Here is a 16,970-nt window from a genome sequence, read left to right as displayed (position 1 = left end):
GTGCGATGAAAGAGGTCTTTTTTTTTATGCCTTAAAATAAGTAATGGAGGTAGATGGAAGTGCGCGTTAAAATAACATTGGCATGTCAGGATTGTAAACAGCGTAATTACAATATGACAAAGGATAAGAAAACGCATCCAGACAGAATGGAAACAAAGAAGTACTGCAGATTCTGCAAGAAGCATACAGTACACAAGGAAACAAAATAGTTCCGGACCAGTGAAGGAGGATTGGTTTAATGGCAAAAAGTGAAGAAAAATCAACAGCTCTCAAGAAAAGCTGGACCCAGGAACTAAAGGGTGAATTCAAGAAAATCACATGGCTTGACAGAACAACCCTGCTTAAGCAGTCAGCCGTAGTAATCGTTTCAACAGTAATCCTCGGAGCTATTATTGCAGTTGTTGACTGGCTTATACAAATAGGCTTGAATTTCATAATATAATGAGTAAAGGTTGGTGAATTATATGGCAGATGCAGAAAGCGCAAAATGGTATGTAGTCCATACCTACTCAGGTTATGAAAATAAGGTTAAAGCTGATATTGAGAAAACAATTGAAAACAGAAAATTACAGGACCAGATATTAGAAGTATCTGTACCCGTAGAAGAATCCATTGAGGTTAAGAACGGTGTACAGAAAGCTGTTACCAGAAAACTGTTTCCCGGCTATGTTCTGCTCAATATGATTATGAACGATGCCACATGGTATGTAGTCCGTAATACAAGAGGTGTTACAGGATTCGTAGGACCGGGATCAAAACCGGTTCCGTTATCAGATGATGAGATGAAGTACCTTGGAATCAACAAGGAGACAATCGTGATCGATGCGGAAGTAGGCGATATGGTTGAGGTTACAGCAGGTGCCTGGGAAGGTACCGTGGGTAGTATTAAGGCAATTAACCCAAGTAAACAGACCATTACCATCGATGTAGAAATATTTGGCCGTGCAACATCTGTAGAGATTGCATTCGCTGATATCAAGAAATTGTAAGAGTGAGTGGAAGGGTATCCCCCGTTATTACCACAATATTTTTGGAGGTGCGCTAAGATGGCGAAGAAAGTAGAAGGATATATCAAATTACAGATCCCTGCAGGAAAGGCAACACCTGCACCACCTGTTGGACCGGCTCTTGGTCAGCATGGTGTTAATATCGTTGCATTTACAAAAGAATTCAATGCTAGAACTGCTAACGAAGGAGATATGATCATTCCTGTTGTTATTACAGTTTATCAGGATAAGAGCTTTAGCTTTATCACTAAGACTCCTCCTGCAGCACTTCTGATCAAGAAGGCTTGTAATATCAAATCCGGTTCAGCTAACTCAAAGAAGACAAAGGTTGCAACTATCTCAAAGGCTAAGGTTCAGGAAATTGCCGAACTTAAGATGAAAGATTTAAATGCTGCAAGCCTTGAAGCTGCTATGAGCATGATCGCCGGAACAGCTCGTTCAATGGGCGTTACAGTTGAAGAGTAATTAAGAATAAAAACATTTTGGTGGGAGGGTCGCTCCCGATAAGACCACAGGAGGTTTATAATGAAGAAGAGTAAGAAATATATAGATGCAAGCAAGCTCTATGACAAAACAGCCGTTTACGAGTTTGAAGAGGCAGTTGCTTTGGTAAAGAAAATGGCTACAGCTAAATTTGACGAGACAATCGAAGCTCACTTAAGACTGGGCGTTGATGGACGTCACGCAGATCAGCAGGTACGTGGTGCAGTTGTATTACCTCATGGAACAGGTAAGACAGTTAAGGTTCTCGTATTCGCTAAGGGAGATAAGGTAGACGAAGCTCTTGCTGCCGGTGCTGATTACGCAGGTGGTGAGGAATTAGTTCCAAAGATCCAGAAAGACGGATGGTTAGATTTCGATGTTGTTGTAGCTACACCTGATATGATGGGTGTTGTTGGACGTCTTGGTCGTGTACTTGGACCTAAGGGCTTAATGCCAAACCCTAAGGCTGGTACAGTTACAATGGACGTAACAAAAGCAGTTAATGATATCAAAGCTGGTAAGATAGAGTACAGACTTGATAAAGCCAATATTATCCATGTGCCAGTGGGAAAAGCTTCCTTTACAGAGGAACAGTTAGACGAAAACTTCCAGACCTTAATGGATGCTATTGTAAAAGCAAAGCCATCAGCTGCTAAGGGACAGTACCTTAAGAGCGTTGTAATTGCTTCAACAATGGGTCCTGGTGTAAAGATTAACACAACAAGATTTGCGTAAATCTTATATACCAATATATTGACAGAACGACCATCATGCAGGACGCGCCTGTGTGGTGGTCGTTTTGTACTATATGGAAAATCTTTAAGGGAAGGTAAAAACTTCCTTGACATATACAGGCTGCTCAGCTAAAATTTTTATGGGTAAACGCTTTAGTGTGGAAAAACATAAAAGCGAAAAAGTAAAGCCAAGATCAGACATGGAGGATAGTCACATATGAGACAGAAGAAGATTCATTACATCTATAACGATGCAATGGAATGTATGGATTTTGATGAAAGAAAAAAGCTTCAGGGAGAGAGACTGAGAGCTACCGTAGAGTTGGAATATAATAATGTTCCGGCTTACAGAAAGAGAATGGACGAAGCCGGAGTAAAACCGGAAGATATTAATGGAATTGAAGATATCGTAAAGCTTCCATTTACGCAGAAAACCGATTTGAGAGATAATTTTCCATATGGACTATTTGCTGCAGATCTTAAAGATATTGTACGTATTCAGGGTTCTTCAGGAACAACCGGAAAGCCGATCGTATCAGGATATACGGAAAATGATATTAAGGTATGGACAGAGATGGTTGCCAGAGCACTGACTGCTGCAGGCGGTACAAAGGATGATATCATTCAGATTGCTTATGGTTATGGTTTATTTACTGGCGGACTGGGGGCACATCAGGGTGCAACAGAGATTGGGGCTACAGTAATTCCAATGTCATCCGGTAATACACAGAGACAGATTATAATGATGAAAGAGCTTGGTGCTACGATGCTTTGCTGTACACCATCTTATGCAACATATCTGGCAGAAACCATCCATGAAATGGGAATCAAGCCGGAAGAATTAAAACTGAAATCCGGTTGTTTTGGTGCAGAGCCATGGACAGAGGAAATGAGACAGCATCTGGAAGATCTGCTTGATTTTGATGCACTCGATATCTATGGACTTACGGAGATCGGTGGTCCCGGTGTTGCATTTGAATGCATGGAAAAGCATGGTATGCATATCAATGAAGATCATGTGCTTGCAGAGATCATCGATCCGGTAACAGAAGAACCGCTTCCGGATGATACACCGGGTGAACTGGTATTTACTACACTGACCAAGACAGGTGCGCCTATGATCCGTTACAGAACACATGATATCTGTACTTTACATCACGGAACATGTGCTTGTGGAAGAACAACAGTTAAGATGAGCCGTATCACAGGACGTACCGATGATATGCTTGTTGTTCGTGGCGTCAATGTATTCCCAAGTCAGATTGAAGCTGTACTGATGGGTGTGAAAGAAGCATCTGCACATTATATGCTGGTAGTTGATCGTGTGAATTCACAGGATAAGCTTACTGTTCAGGTGGAATTAAAGGATGATGTTGATATAAACGATGCGGATAAGCTTGAGAAGCTGGCTGCATATATCAAGACACAGATCAAGCAGACTCTGCTGATCAGTGCCAAGGTAGAACTGCTTCCGCCGAAGTCTATTGCTCGTTCCGAGGGCAAGGCAAAGCGTATTACCGATAACCGAAACACCGGCTTCTAAGTTTAAATATACGCCAGGGGCTTACTTCTTGTTTTTAGCTCTGCCATCATAAATGATTTGTTGCGGTTTCTATTCACTGCATATGTCTGATTCGTAAATACTCTTGTGCCAACTCGCCTTTGGCTCGGACAGGCACTCGTATTTACTGACAATATGCAGCGAATAACGAAATCCTCACATATGTCATGTTATGATGGCAGGACTAATAACCAAGAGTAAGTCCCTGTCTTTATATACCATCAGAAGCCGGATGTGTTCGGTTGTCAGATTATTGTGACAGAGAGTGCTTGCAGATAGCTTCGGTTGTGCCTATAATATAGACTATGAGATTAAACAGGCAATTGCAGAAAGCATATTGTAGATTTTGTTTAAACATTTTGACTTACCAACTCAGAGGCATTTGAGTCCGCCGGTCCTTAGATGGCGTGTAAACGGCATCTTAGTACCGTTGCACGAGTAACTGAGACCTTAGCGAGGCTTTGCTGAGGTTAGTTCGAAGTTACACAGAGTGGAAACGAGCGGAAGCGTCCTCTGGTTGGTAATGTCAGAAATGTTTAAACAGAGCATAGAATATTCTGCAATGCCTGTTTTGAACAAACAACCAGGAGGCAGACAGATATGAAAGCGGAATATATGCTCCGAATCAGATATTTTCTGGCACATAATAAAATAAGGGTGGTACTATGTCAGCTTGCTTTTCTACTGGTTTCGTCGTTTATTCTGGTTCCGGTTGTATTTCGTGGATTCTATCTGGCGATCAAATTGTCCGGATACAGTTCGATCACGAAAGAGAACTTTCTGGATGTCCTGATTAAGCCGGGATCTATTATTTATATATTGCTTCTTATTGTGCTGCTCATGGTGTTCATGTTGTTGAACCTTACGATGTATATTGTATTGTTTGATGCATCACTCCGGCACAGCAGACATGGCTTGATTGAATATCTGGTACAGGTCGAGAAGCATTTCTTCCGTTTCTTTGGAAAAAGGAAAATTGTGCGTATTTTCTACATGCTTCCATTTGCGTTTGCAGTATACATGCCACCGTTTCTGATGGCGTTAAATAATAATACGGTCACAAAATACCTGTTGAAATTGTGTATTCGGGGAACCGGAAAGAAAGCATTTTGGATCGGATTTGCAGTGATCTATCTGATATGTATCTGGGTTATGTCCGTAAAGATTCCATATATCCGGTTGCTGATCCTTGGAAATGTCGATGCATCGAAAGCAAAAGAGCAGACCCGGCTGACACGACGGGAAAGATTTCATCATTTTATGTTCCAGATGTTATGGGAATTGTTTATTGCTTTATTCTGTGCGGTACTATATGCAGTATTTATTCTGGTAAGTGTTCTTGTTATCAAGGCAAAATCTGATGGCGACAATGTTCTGATACTGTTTTATGAAGTGTATAATCGTATAAACATCGTTGTCGGAGGGCTGCTGCTTTTTATCTGTGGTATGTTCAACATTTCTGCAGCATTACAGCTCGCACGACCAAAGATGCTTATGTATTATGTAGATAATGCTGATCTTAACAAGCAGACCCATTATGTACTGGTCAGTATGGTTGCTGTTGCCTGTGTGCTGGCAATATATTTGAATATCAGATTTTTGTCTGCAGGTACGACACCGACATACGCTTCCCTTGGGGCAACGTTGATTACTGCACACAGAGGTTCCAGCAGTGAAGCTCCGGAGAATACGATCCCTGCATTTGAAAAGGCAATCGAAGAAGGAGCAGATTATGTGGAGATGGATGTACGACTGACTTCAGATGGGGTACTTGTGCTGATGCATGACCCATCGACTAAGCGGACGACAGGCGTTGATAAGCTGGTATGTGATACTACTTATGAGGAGCTGCAGCAATTGGATGCCGGAGCAGAATTTTCGGATGAATATGCCGGAACAAAGATTCCAACCTTACAGGAAGCAATCGATACCTGTAAAGGCAAGGTCATGATGAACATAGAATTGAAAACGGTTCGGAACGACGGGGAACTGGAAGCAAAGGTTGCGCAGATGCTCAAAGAGAATAACATGGAAGAGCAATGTATTGTCACATCCTTTAAGCAGCGGTCTCTTGTACGGATCAAGAAAGATGATCCGGATATCGTGACGGGCTATATATACAGCTTCGGATACAGCAACCGGACAAATTATGAAGCAATGGATGTGTTAAGCATTGATGCCAGATACCTGACCAGGCAGGTGGTAACCGGAGCACATAAAAAAGGTATTATGGTCTGCGCATGGACGGTAAATACCAGCAGCGAGATGCGTCGTATGATGGCAATTGGCGTGGATAATATCATCACGGATCGCGTGCCGCTTGCAAAGAGAACCTTAAAGCATAAGGACAGTAATGCCGTATCAGATATGGTAAAATATATATTTGAGCAGTAAAAAAATTATCAATACTATGGAAATTGAGAAAAGAATGTGCTATAACAGAAACTATGAATATTATTTTTTTGCGAAATAGAAACTGAAAGGATGAATAGTTATGGAGAAGAAAAATATTGACTGGTCAAGTATCGGTTTTGGTTATATCAAAACGGATAAAAGATATGTATCAAATTATAAGAATGGTGCATGGGATGAAGGAACATTAACAGATGATGCAAACATTGTATTAAGTGAGTGTGCAGGTGTTCTTCAGTATGCCCAGACAGTATTTGAAGGATTAAAGGCATATACAACAGAAGATGGCAGAATCGTATGTTTCCGTCCTGATCTGAACGCAAGCAGAATGGCAGATTCAGCAAAGAGACTTGAGATGCCTGCATTCCCGGAAGATAGATTTGTAAAGGCAGTAGAAGAGACAGTAAGAGCAAATGCTGCTTATGTTCCACCTTATGGTTCAGGTGCAACTCTTTACATCAGACCATATATGTTTGGTTCAAATCCTGTAATCGGTGTTAAGCCGGCAGATGAGTATCAGTTCAGAATGTTCTGTACACCAGTAGGTCCTTACTTTAAGGGCGGTGCAAAGCCAATTACGATCAAGGTTTCAGATTTTGACCGTGCAGCACCTCATGGAACGGGTCATATCAAGGCTGGTTTGAACTATGCAATGAGCCTTCATGCAATTGTTACAGCTCATCAGGAAGGTTATGATGAGAACATGTACTTAGATGCAGCAACCAGAACAAAGGTAGAAGAGACAGGTGGAGCAAACTTCATCTTCGTAACAAAGGATGGAACAGTTGTAACCCCTAAGTCAAACAGTATCCTTCCATCAATCACAAGACGTTCACTTATGGTAGTTGCTGAGAAGTACCTCGGACTGAAAGTAGAGCACAGAGAAGTATACTTCGATGAGGTAAAAGATTTTGCAGAGTGTGGTCTGTGTGGTACAGCAGCCGTTATCTCACCGGTAGGTAAGATTGTTGATCATGGCAAAGAAATCTGCTTCCCAAGTGGAATGGAGAAGATGGGACCGGTTATCCAGAAGCTCTATGATACATTAACAGGTATCCAGATGGGTAGGATCGAAGCTCCGGAAGGATGGATCAAAGAGATCAAAGTAGACTAATTATTAAAATAGTTTCTATAAAGAAAGAAAAAAGATATGGCGTAAATTCCTCTGGTGGGATTTGCGTCATATCTTTTTTTAGGCATTTCCATGAAAATCCAGAAGCTCACGAACGTCTACCTCAAGCGCATCTGCAATATTAAACAGCAGATCCAGCGAAACGGATCGAACGATGTTAGGGGCTTCGACGGCGCCCAGATGTTGTCTTGAAATGTCCAGTTTTTCTGCAAGTTGTTCCTGGGTATAGCCCTTATGTTTGCGATAATACGAAATATTATACCCCAGTTCTATATATCGTTTATCATTATGAGTCGCTTCAGCGTGTTTGCTCATATAATCACCTCAACTATGTATTTTATGTAAATTTTTATAAAATATAAATTAGACGTAATATTACATATGATATTAGTTATACGACATATGCCATTTGAAAATATCCGGTTTCCGTTTTCAGGTTAATTATTAAGTCGGATAAAGACGGAAATTTACATAAATATTAAGTTTGTAATTAGCCATATGGTACAAAAATGCCCTTAAAAACAATAAAATGCGTATGTTTTATATACATTTATACGAAAATGACCTGAAAATTGCTTTTAATCTTGATATTTAATATACGACAATATATACTTCTATATTGTGAAATGTCACAAAATAAATAACAAAGAAAAAGGATGCCATAAGGGATGGTATCCGGAAAATGAACTGTAAAAAAAGGAATGAACAGTTCAGAATGAAGAATGGAGGTAAACTATGAAAAAGGATTTTTTCAAACGTGGAACAGCATTGGCGCTAAGTGCGGCAATGGCGATTAGTTTATTGCCGGTCATAAGCCCACTTTCAAAAGTTGACGCTGCGACAACTGAAACCGGAAAAACGATTTTAGGTATCGGCGTTTCAGGAATTGGGAATCCATATGGATCTCATAATGGTGACAAGTTGAGTACAACAGCTTCCTGGAAGGGAAGTTATGTGTACTATGGTAAGTATGATGGGGAACCGATCAAGTATCGTGTATTAGATACAGAAAGCCGGTATTCATTTTCTACTGGTGCTTCCAGTATGCTGCTTCAGACAGATAAAGTGGTCGGACCGCAGGTATACTCCTATACTTTTGCAGGTAAGACGACATCTACAGAGCAGTATTCCTATGCTGACAGTTCATTAGTTAAATGGATGAATGAAACCGGTTATAAAAAAATGACCTGTTCTATTACAAATAAAGAGATGCCTTATTTTTTAACTGGATTTTCTTCAGTTGAATTGAATGGAATCCTGGCAAGTACAAAAGCATCAAAAAACAGCAGTGATGGCGGCTTAAATTTTGCTGCAGGCGGTTCTGAATATATATATACACCGTTAAATAAGGACAAGGTGTTTGCGCTTGATGCTTCCGAATACAGAAATACACATTATGGATATCCTGATACAGCGAACAAGGCAAAGCAGAGAGAACAGAATGTGAATAAAACACTGTATGGATATTTTATAAGATCTACTGCTAAGAATTCCGGACGCTCAGGTGCAATGGGTGTTCAGGTAAAAGATGGTGTTGAACTTTGCTTCCAGGGACCACTGGCATCTACACCGGCGTTTAACTTGAATAAAAATAATGTATTATTTACATCACTGGTATCCGGTACAGCCGGTCAATATGGAGCAGCATATAAGTTTACAATACTGGATCCGTCAATGGAGCTTTCTGTAGGAGGTTCTGTTGATCGAACCGGTAATGTTGTAACAGTGCCATATTCCGTGGCAGGAGAAGCGGGAAATCAGATATCATATCTGGTAACAGACAAAGCATATAATGCATCAGGTGTAAAAGTGCTTGCATATGGAAAAGCAGCAACAGCATCTATGGCAGGAGATGTAAGATTAAATCTTGCATCTATAGCAGCGAAGATTGGGAATAGCTGTACCGTTGATCGTTTAGTAAACAATTATAAAATTTATCTGGTTGTTGAAACAATAAGAAAGGATATAGCATCGACATCTGATATTGATGAGAGCCTGTTTACAGATTATGCAAGTAAGCCTGTTCAGGTATCTATTCCAAAAGCGGAAAATGAACCAGATGTAGATCCAGACGGTCCGATCATTGATCCGGATCCAAAGCCAGATCCAACAGAAAAATGGAAAGGAAATTATGTCTGGTTTGGTTCTTATAAGGGCGAACCATTAAAGTTCCGTGTACTTGATACAGATTCCGGAGCAGATTTTAATACTGGCAACAGTTATCTGCTTGAATATGATTCAACCATTAACCACAAATATAATAGTGAAGATACAAATAATAATGTATTTAAGAATGAATGGATGAATGATGACAGTACCGGTTTCCTGGAGACATTTACATCGGTAGAAAAGAGCACAATTGCATCCAGTACAAAGACAGGCGTATCTGCAACAGATGGTGCAGGACTTGCCGGTAAATTATCAGATAAAACACAGTTGAAGGATACCAAGGTTTTTGCATTGAGTGTGGGAGAGGCTACGAATACCAGCTATGGATATCCGGATACGATCCAGGCTTCTATGCAGAGAGTAAAGGGAACCGGTTATAATTTAAGAAGTACTTATACTCCGCCTAATTATCATATAGTGGGAAGTTATGTTACATCAGATGGACAATTGGACAATGTATACGATTTTCAATGTAGAACATCACCGGCTATGAACATCAACAAGGATGCAGTTCTGTTTACGAATCTTGTAGCAGGCAAGGCTGGAACTTATGGTGCAGAATATAAGCTGACACTTTTAGATGATGGAATGACAACAGCAGTTACAGAGACTCCTTCCATGTCCGGTAATGTGGTTACAATTCCGTATAAGATCAGTGGAACCAATAAGAAGAGTGTAAATCAGCTTTCATATCTTGTAACAGATAAGAATTATAATGCAAAGAATGCAAATATCTTGGCATATGGAAAGCTGGAGGATGTAGCAGCAGCTACATTGTCAGGCACAACAAAACTTAATCTTGCAGCAGTTGTTAACAAGATTGGCAAGGCTGGAATAACAACAGAAAATATTTTTGACAAATATAAAGTTTATATTGTTGCAGAAAAAATCAATGTGGATGATCTTACAACGGTGGGTATTGATGAAGGTTTATACACAAATTATGCAAGTGAGCCGACATCTGTTTCAAAGCCTGTTAATACATCCGATGAAAATCTGAAACGTGTAGAAACACCGACCGTAACAGTGTCATCGGACAAGAAGACATTTACTCTTGCTACAAAGACAGCAGGTGCAACCATTTATTACACAACAGATGGAAGTGATCCAGGCAGCAAGAATGGAACCAAGTATACAGGAGCATTGTCAGTTAAGGATAATGTAGGAAAGAAGATTACCATGATCGCTGTAAAATCTGGAATGAAGGACAGCTATATTGCGTACTTCACAGTGAAGGAGCAGCTGGATCCACCAGTGATCGTAATCAAACAGGTTGATAAGCCAACTGCAAAACTGACAGATGATAAGAGTGCAGTAATCCTTTCTACAACTACAGAGGGTGCAGATATCTATTATACAACAGACGGAACAACTCCAAGCAAGACACACGGTAAGAAATATATAGGACCATTTTCTGTACTAGGAGCAGATGGTAAGCAGATTAAAACAGTAAAGGCGGTTGGTGTTAAGGCTAACATGAAAGACAGTGATGTTCGGGAATATGCGGTAGAATCATTGGAGCCTGGCAAACCATTTGGAGGGGATGAAGCTCAGGTTGGTAAGCCATCCGTTAAGGTTTCCGATGATGGCACATCACTGATCATCACAGCAGATCCGAAGGATGCAGATATTTACTATACAACAGATGGATCAACACCAAGCAAGAAGAACGGAACCAAATATACAGGGTCAATTCCTGCAACAGATAAGAATGGAAAGACGATTGATACGATTAAGGTTATTGGTGTAAAAGATAACATGAAGGACAGTGATATTGCAACTGTCAAGGTAGCAGATCTGAAGACCCAGAAGCCAACGATCGCAGCAAGCAGTGACAAAAAGACAATTACTGTTTCAGCAGTAAAGGGTGCAACGATCTACTACACAACAGATGGAAGCACACCAAGCAAGAAGAATGGCAAGAAGTATACAGGCCCGATTGATGCAGCTTCTGTTGCCGGTAAGACAATTAAGGCAATTGCATCTCTTCCGGGTAAGTTAAACAGTGATGTGGTATCAGCAGAAGTAAGCAAACTGATTCCGTCTACACCTGTAAATCCTGTTAAGGAACAGGTTGCAGCACCAACAGGAACACGTTCTAAGGATAACAATACATTTACCCTTGCAACAAAGACAGCAGGTGCAACGATCTACTATACAACAAATGGAAGTTACCCAACAACCAAGTATGGTACAAAGTATACAAAGCCACTTACAATTAAGAAGAATTCCACAACTACGATCACAGCGATCGCAGTTAAGAATGGTATGGAAGACAGTGATGCAGTACAGTTTGTTGTAATCCGTCTTTCAGATGGAAAAGTAACCGTTAGTAAAGAAGAAGTAACACAGCCGGGACCAAAGCCAGGTACAAAAGAAGCCGATAAGTGGATTTCAAGCGACAAGGTAGACAAGTATACCAAGGGACAGCTTACAGGCAGAGCTTCTGCTACAACAAGCAAGGTGACCTTACGTTGGGAACGTCTGAAAGAGGCTGATGGATACATCATCTACGGTAACTATTGCAATAAGAAGAATAAGATTTACAAATATAAGAAGATCAAGACTGTTTCTGCAAGTAAGTTAAAGGGTAAGAAGAACATTAGCTATACACTTACAAAGCTTGCAGGCGGTAAGAAGTTCAAGAAGAATACATTCTATAAATTTAAGGTTATTGCTTATAAGAATGTAAGAAATTCCAAGACTGGAAAGATAGAAAAGAGAATGATCGGCAAGTCCTTCCAGTTACATACAATAACTGCAACAAAGAAATACAAGTACAACAACCCGATCGGTGTTACTGTAAAGAACACAAAGGGTAAGACGGTTTCAAAGGTTACAGTTAAAAAGCGCAAATCCGTTTATCTTGATGCAACAGTCAAGATGGCTAAGAATAAGAAACTGAAAGTTCACTGTGAGAAGGTTCGTTGGATCTCAACAAATAGCAAGATCGCAACTGTTTCACAGGGAGGCAGAATCAAGGGTAAGAAGAAAGGTACATGTTATGTATATGCACTTGCTCAGAATGGTGCCCGTAAGAAACTGAAGATTACAGTAAAATAAAGCCCCAATATATTATGTATTAAATATACAAGGAGACTCGTCTGTCCAAGTTGGCAGACGGGTCTTTTTTCATTCATTTTTTATGGGAATTTAATTGACTTTTATATATGTAGTGATAGAATACCTCTACATGCGAAAATTATAGAGAGGTGAAACTATGCAGATAATTAAGAATTTGAAGCCATATTGGAAATCGGTTCTGATCATTGTTCTGTTATTGATCGTTCAGGCATATTGTGATCTGGCATTACCGGATTATACGTCGAAGCTGATCGATACCGGTATCCAGAATTACGGCATTGATCATTGCAGTCCGTTGCAGATTCCGGAAAAAGCGTATACCATTATTAAAGGGTTTATGGATGAAGATGATGTGACGGTGTGGGAAAAGTATTATGAGCAGTCGGATGATGGCATATACCATATGACAGATGACGGCAAGGATCATATAGATGAGATCGATCAGGCGTGTATGGAGCCGATGATGATGTATTATTATCCATATACGATGGTGGATTCGGATGAAGATAATCAGTTAAAGCAGATGCTTGCAGCAAGCGGTATGACATTGGACGAGCTGCCGCCTGAGATGTGGAGTCAGATGGGAACGCAGATGAAGCAGATGATCGATTCCATGCGTGACAGTATGGGGGATGATATGATGATGTCATCTGCCATTACCTGTACAAGAACCTGTTATGACAGTATGGATTATAATTATAAGGATATCCAGATGTCCTATCTGAAACGTGTCGGTGTAGAGATGATTCTTATGACATTGTTAATGGTTGCATCGGCGATACTTACCGGTCTGGTAGCCGCAAGAGTAGCTGCAGGTGTGGGCTGTGATCTGCGAGAAAGCATTTTCAAACGGGTTATTTCATTCTCGGATGCAGAGATCAACCGGTTCTCGACTGCATCCCTGATCACGCGTTCGACAAATGACGTTCAACAGATCCAGATGGTTACGGTTATGCTGCTCCGTATGGTTTTATATGCACCGGTTCTGGCAGTTGGCGGTATCATAAAGGTTGTAGAGAGCGGCGCCAGCATGGGATGGGTGATCGTAGTTGCGGTAGCAGGCATCCTGGTTGTTCTCGGAGTGTTAATGGCAATTGCACTTCCAAAGTTCAAGATCATGCAGGATCTGGTTGACCGTGTTAATCTTGTGTCCAGAGAGATCCTGACCGGTATTCCGGTTATCCGGGCATTTGGCAGAGAGAAGTTCGAAGAAGAACGTTTTGATAAGGCGAATAAGGATCTGACAAAGACATCATTATTTGTAAACCGTGTAATGACATTTATGATGCCGGTTCTGATGTTTATTATGTATGCGGTTACGATCCTGATCGAGTGGGTTGCGGCTCACAGAATCGATTCGGGTGAGCTTCAGGTTGGATCCATGACAGCGTTTATTACTTATACGATGATGATCATTATGTCCTTCTTAATGATCGGTATGTTATCCGTTATGCTTCCAAGGGCAGGCGTGGCAGCAGACCGAATCAAGGAAGTTATTGATACAGAGAGTACGATCTGTGACAAGCCGGATTGTAAGAAGTTAGAAGCTGTAAAGGGTGTTGTCCGTTACGAACATGTAAGCTTCGCATATCCGGGAGCGGATGAAGATGTTCTGACAGATCTTGATTTTGAAGCAAGACCGGGCGAGACGACAGCGATTATAGGAAGTACCGGTTGCGGTAAATCTTCCCTGGTGCAGCTTATGCCAAGATTCTATGATGTCACAGGTGGTAAGATCACGATCGACGGAACGGATATCCGGGATGTATCAATTGAGAGCCTTCGGGAGAATATCGGTTATGTGCCGCAGAAGGGTGTGCTGTTCTCCGGCACGATCGCATCTAATATCCGGTTTGGTGCAGAGGATGCAAGCGATGAACAGATGAAGAAAGCGGCAGCGATCGCACAGGCAACAGATTTCATTGAGGAAAAGGATAAACAGTATGACAGCAGCATTTCACAGGGTGGTACAAATGTTTCCGGCGGTCAGAAGCAGAGACTTGCGATCGCCAGAGCAGTAGCCCGGAATGCAAAGATCTATATATTTGACGACAGCTTCTCCGCTCTTGATTTCAAGACGGATGTAGCAGTCAGAAAAGCACTACGTGAAGACATGACAGACAGTACGGTATTCATCGTTGCCCAGCGTGTCAGCACGATCTTACATGCAGACCAGATCCTGGTACTGGATGAAGGAAAGATCGTAGGCAAGGGTACACACAAAGAGCTGATGGAGAATTGTCCGGTATATGAGCAGATTGCCCGTTCGCAGTTATCTGAAAAAGAGATTGCGGCGAGCATAGCGTAAGAACTCAGGAAAGGAAGGTAACAGACATGGAAGAAAACAGACCAAGACGTGGTGGACGACATATGGGACCTCCTGGAATGGGAGGCGGCGAGAAAGCAAAGGATTTTAAAGGAACCATATCGAAGCTGGTTCGTTATTCAAGAAAATATCTGCCGGCAGTGATCGTGGTCATGGTCATTGCGGTGTTCAGTACAGTATTCAATGTTGTCTGCCCGAAGGTACTCGGTAAGGCAACGACAGCATTATCAGAAGGCATTATGCGGAAGATAAATGGAATCGGCGGAATCGATTTCACCTATATCGGTAAGATTCTCCTGTTCTGTCTGGGATTGTATCTGTTAAGTGTATTATTTAACTTTACACAGGGTATCATCATGACAGGTGTAACCCAGAAGCTATGTTACAAGATGCGTAAGGATGTATCTGAGAAGATCAACCGTATGCCACTTAAGTATTTTGAATCCAGAACCTATGGTGAGGTATTATCCCGTATTACAAATGATATTGATACGATGGGAAACGGATTAAATCAGAGTATCACACAGCTTATTACTTCGGTATCGACTGTTATCGGTGTATTTATCATGATGCTTACGATCAGCCCGCTTATGACGATGATCGCAATTATCATCCTGCCGATCAGTGTGGCATTAATGGGTATCATCATTAAGAAGTCACAGCGTTTCTTCAAACAGCAACAGGAGTATGTCGGACATATCAACGGACAGGTTGAAGAAGTTTATGGCGGACATACGGTAATCAAAGCATTTAACAAAGAGGAAACAACCTTAAAGGAATTCCATGAGACAAATGAAGTCTTATACAAATCCGCATGGAAAGCCCAGTTCTTTTCCGGTCTGATGCAGCCGGTTATGATGTTTGTCGGTAATCTCGGATATGTAGGCGTAGCTATTTCTGGTGCGGCTCTTGCCATTCGTGGTACGATCACGATCGGTGATATTCAGGCATTTATCCAGTATGTGAAGAATTTTACACAGCCGATCCAGCAGGTAGCACAGGTTACAAATATGATGCAGCAGATGGCAGCAGCGGCGGAACGTGTATTTGAACTGTTAGAGGAAGAAGAGGAGGTTCAGGTTGTTGAGCATCCTGCTTCTGTCGAGGATATAAAGGGTGAAGTAGATTTCCGTCATGTAAAGTTCGGATACGATCCTGAGAAGATCATTATACATGATTTCAGTGTTCATGTTGATCCGGGCAAACAGGTAGCGATCGTTGGCCCGACCGGAGCAGGTAAGACCACTATGGTTAAGCTGCTGATGCGGTTCTATGATGTAAATGAAGGAGCCATCCTGTTAGATGGTCACAATGTTAAAGAATATAATCGAAGAGAGCTTCGTGATGCTCTCGGTATGGTTCTTCAGGAAACATGGCTGTTTAAGGGGACGATCATGGAGAATATCCGTTATGGAAGACTGGATGCGACGGATGAGGAAGTAATTGCGGCAGCAAAGGCAGCTCATGCACATCGATTTATCTCGGCACTTCCGGGTGGTTATCAGATGGAACTGAATGAGGAAGTGACGAATATTTCACAGGGACAGAAACAGCTTCTTACGATTGCAAGAGCAATTCTTGCAAATAATCCGGTTCTGATCCTGGATGAAGCGACATCTTCCGTTGATACCAGAACAGAACACAGCATTCAGCGTGCAATGGATAATCTGATGAAGGGCAGAACAAGCTTTGTTATTGCTCACCGGTTATCGACGATCAAAAATGCAGATATCATTCTGGTCATGAAGGATGGCGATATCATTGAACAGGGTAACCATGAGGAACTGATGGCACAGAACGGATTTTATGCAGAGCTATATAATTCACAGTTTGAACAGGTATCTTAGTGCAGTATATAAGATATAAAAACAGAATATGAACAAGTACAGAACAGTCCTGTTTTTCTTATTTGATTACAAGAACTTCTCTTATTCGGATAAGAACAGGACTGTTTTTACTTTACAGGACTGTTATTTATAATATGACAAATAATATTTTTTTATGTGATACTATGTCGAAATTGTATAAAATGCACAGAAAATAACGCGGTGTAAACTTTTTT

The 16,970-nt window shown here is 41.2% G+C and carries 11 protein-coding genes and 1 pseudogene; 11 read left to right on the top strand and 1 reads right to left on the bottom strand.

What is annotated here, in order from left to right:
* Nucleotides 1-59: 59 nt before the first annotated feature.
* The 8 genes from rpmG (at nucleotide 60) to DWW85_RS11570 (ending at nucleotide 7,311) form a co-directional block, all read left to right on the top strand.
* Nucleotides 60-209, top strand: a complete 150-nt coding sequence (gene rpmG / locus DWW85_RS11605) for a 50S ribosomal protein L33 (protein ID WP_008401093.1) — start codon at nucleotides 60-62, stop codon at nucleotides 207-209.
* A 29-nt stretch (nucleotides 210-238) separates the two neighbouring features.
* Entirely contained in the window at nucleotides 239-442 is a 204-nt protein-coding gene (gene secE / locus DWW85_RS11600) for a preprotein translocase subunit SecE (protein ID WP_117808719.1), read from the top strand.
* A 22-nt stretch (nucleotides 443-464) separates the two neighbouring features.
* The gene (gene nusG / locus DWW85_RS11595) at nucleotides 465-989 is read left to right on the top strand and encodes a transcription termination/antitermination protein NusG (protein WP_008401095.1); all 525 of its coding nucleotides are present in this window, start codon (nucleotides 465-467) and stop codon (nucleotides 987-989) included.
* A 57-nt stretch (nucleotides 990-1,046) separates the two neighbouring features.
* Nucleotides 1,047-1,472, top strand: a complete 426-nt coding sequence (rplK, locus tag DWW85_RS11590) for a 50S ribosomal protein L11 (protein ID WP_117808718.1) — start codon at nucleotides 1,047-1,049, stop codon at nucleotides 1,470-1,472.
* A gap of 60 nt (nucleotides 1,473-1,532) precedes the next feature.
* A complete protein-coding gene (gene rplA / locus DWW85_RS11585; protein ID WP_021943593.1) occupies nucleotides 1,533-2,225 on the top strand; it encodes a 50S ribosomal protein L1 in 693 nt (230 codons plus the stop codon).
* Nucleotides 2,226-2,441: 216 nt separating this feature from the next.
* Nucleotides 2,442-3,767, top strand: a complete 1,326-nt coding sequence (locus DWW85_RS11580; protein WP_021943594.1) for a phenylacetate--CoA ligase — start codon at nucleotides 2,442-2,444, stop codon at nucleotides 3,765-3,767.
* A gap of 618 nt (nucleotides 3,768-4,385) precedes the next feature.
* Complete coding sequence (locus tag DWW85_RS11575; RefSeq protein WP_117808717.1) at nucleotides 4,386-6,179, top strand: glycerophosphodiester phosphodiesterase family protein; 1,794 nt, start codon at nucleotides 4,386-4,388, stop codon at nucleotides 6,177-6,179.
* 100 nt (nucleotides 6,180-6,279) lie between these two features.
* Entirely contained in the window at nucleotides 6,280-7,311 is a 1,032-nt protein-coding gene (locus tag DWW85_RS11570) for a branched-chain amino acid aminotransferase (protein WP_117808716.1), read from the top strand.
* 78 nt (nucleotides 7,312-7,389) lie between these two features.
* Here the strand turns inward: DWW85_RS11570 and DWW85_RS11565 are convergent, their stop codons facing one another.
* On the bottom strand, nucleotides 7,390-7,644 hold the full coding sequence (locus tag DWW85_RS11565; protein ID WP_117808715.1) for a helix-turn-helix transcriptional regulator: 255 nt from the start codon (nucleotides 7,642-7,644) through the stop codon (nucleotides 7,390-7,392).
* Nucleotides 7,645-8,064: 420 nt separating this feature from the next.
* Here DWW85_RS11565 and DWW85_RS11560 point away from each other — a divergent pair, with 420 nt between their 5' ends.
* From DWW85_RS11560 to DWW85_RS11550, 3 genes and pseudogenes are all read left to right on the top strand, one after another.
* Nucleotides 8,065-12,561, top strand: a complete 4,497-nt coding sequence (locus tag DWW85_RS11560) for a chitobiase/beta-hexosaminidase C-terminal domain-containing protein (protein WP_117808714.1) — start codon at nucleotides 8,065-8,067, stop codon at nucleotides 12,559-12,561.
* Between the two features lie 157 nt (nucleotides 12,562-12,718).
* Nucleotides 12,719-14,878 (top strand): annotated as a pseudogene (locus tag DWW85_RS11555) (ABC transporter ATP-binding protein); the annotation flags it as partial.
* A 38-nt stretch (nucleotides 14,879-14,916) separates the two neighbouring features.
* Nucleotides 14,917-16,755, top strand: coding sequence for an ABC transporter ATP-binding protein (locus DWW85_RS11550; RefSeq protein ID WP_117808713.1), 1,839 nt, complete (start codon nucleotides 14,917-14,919; stop codon nucleotides 16,753-16,755).
* Nucleotides 16,756-16,970: the final 215 nt, after the last annotated feature.

This window comes from Clostridium sp. AF17-21AC, assembly GCF_003461365.1.
GTDB lineage: Bacteria > Bacillota > Clostridia > Lachnospirales > Lachnospiraceae > Coprococcus > Coprococcus ammoniilyticus.
The sequence above is the reverse complement of the archived record's forward strand: the minus strand, read 5'-3'. Positions and strand labels throughout refer to the sequence as shown.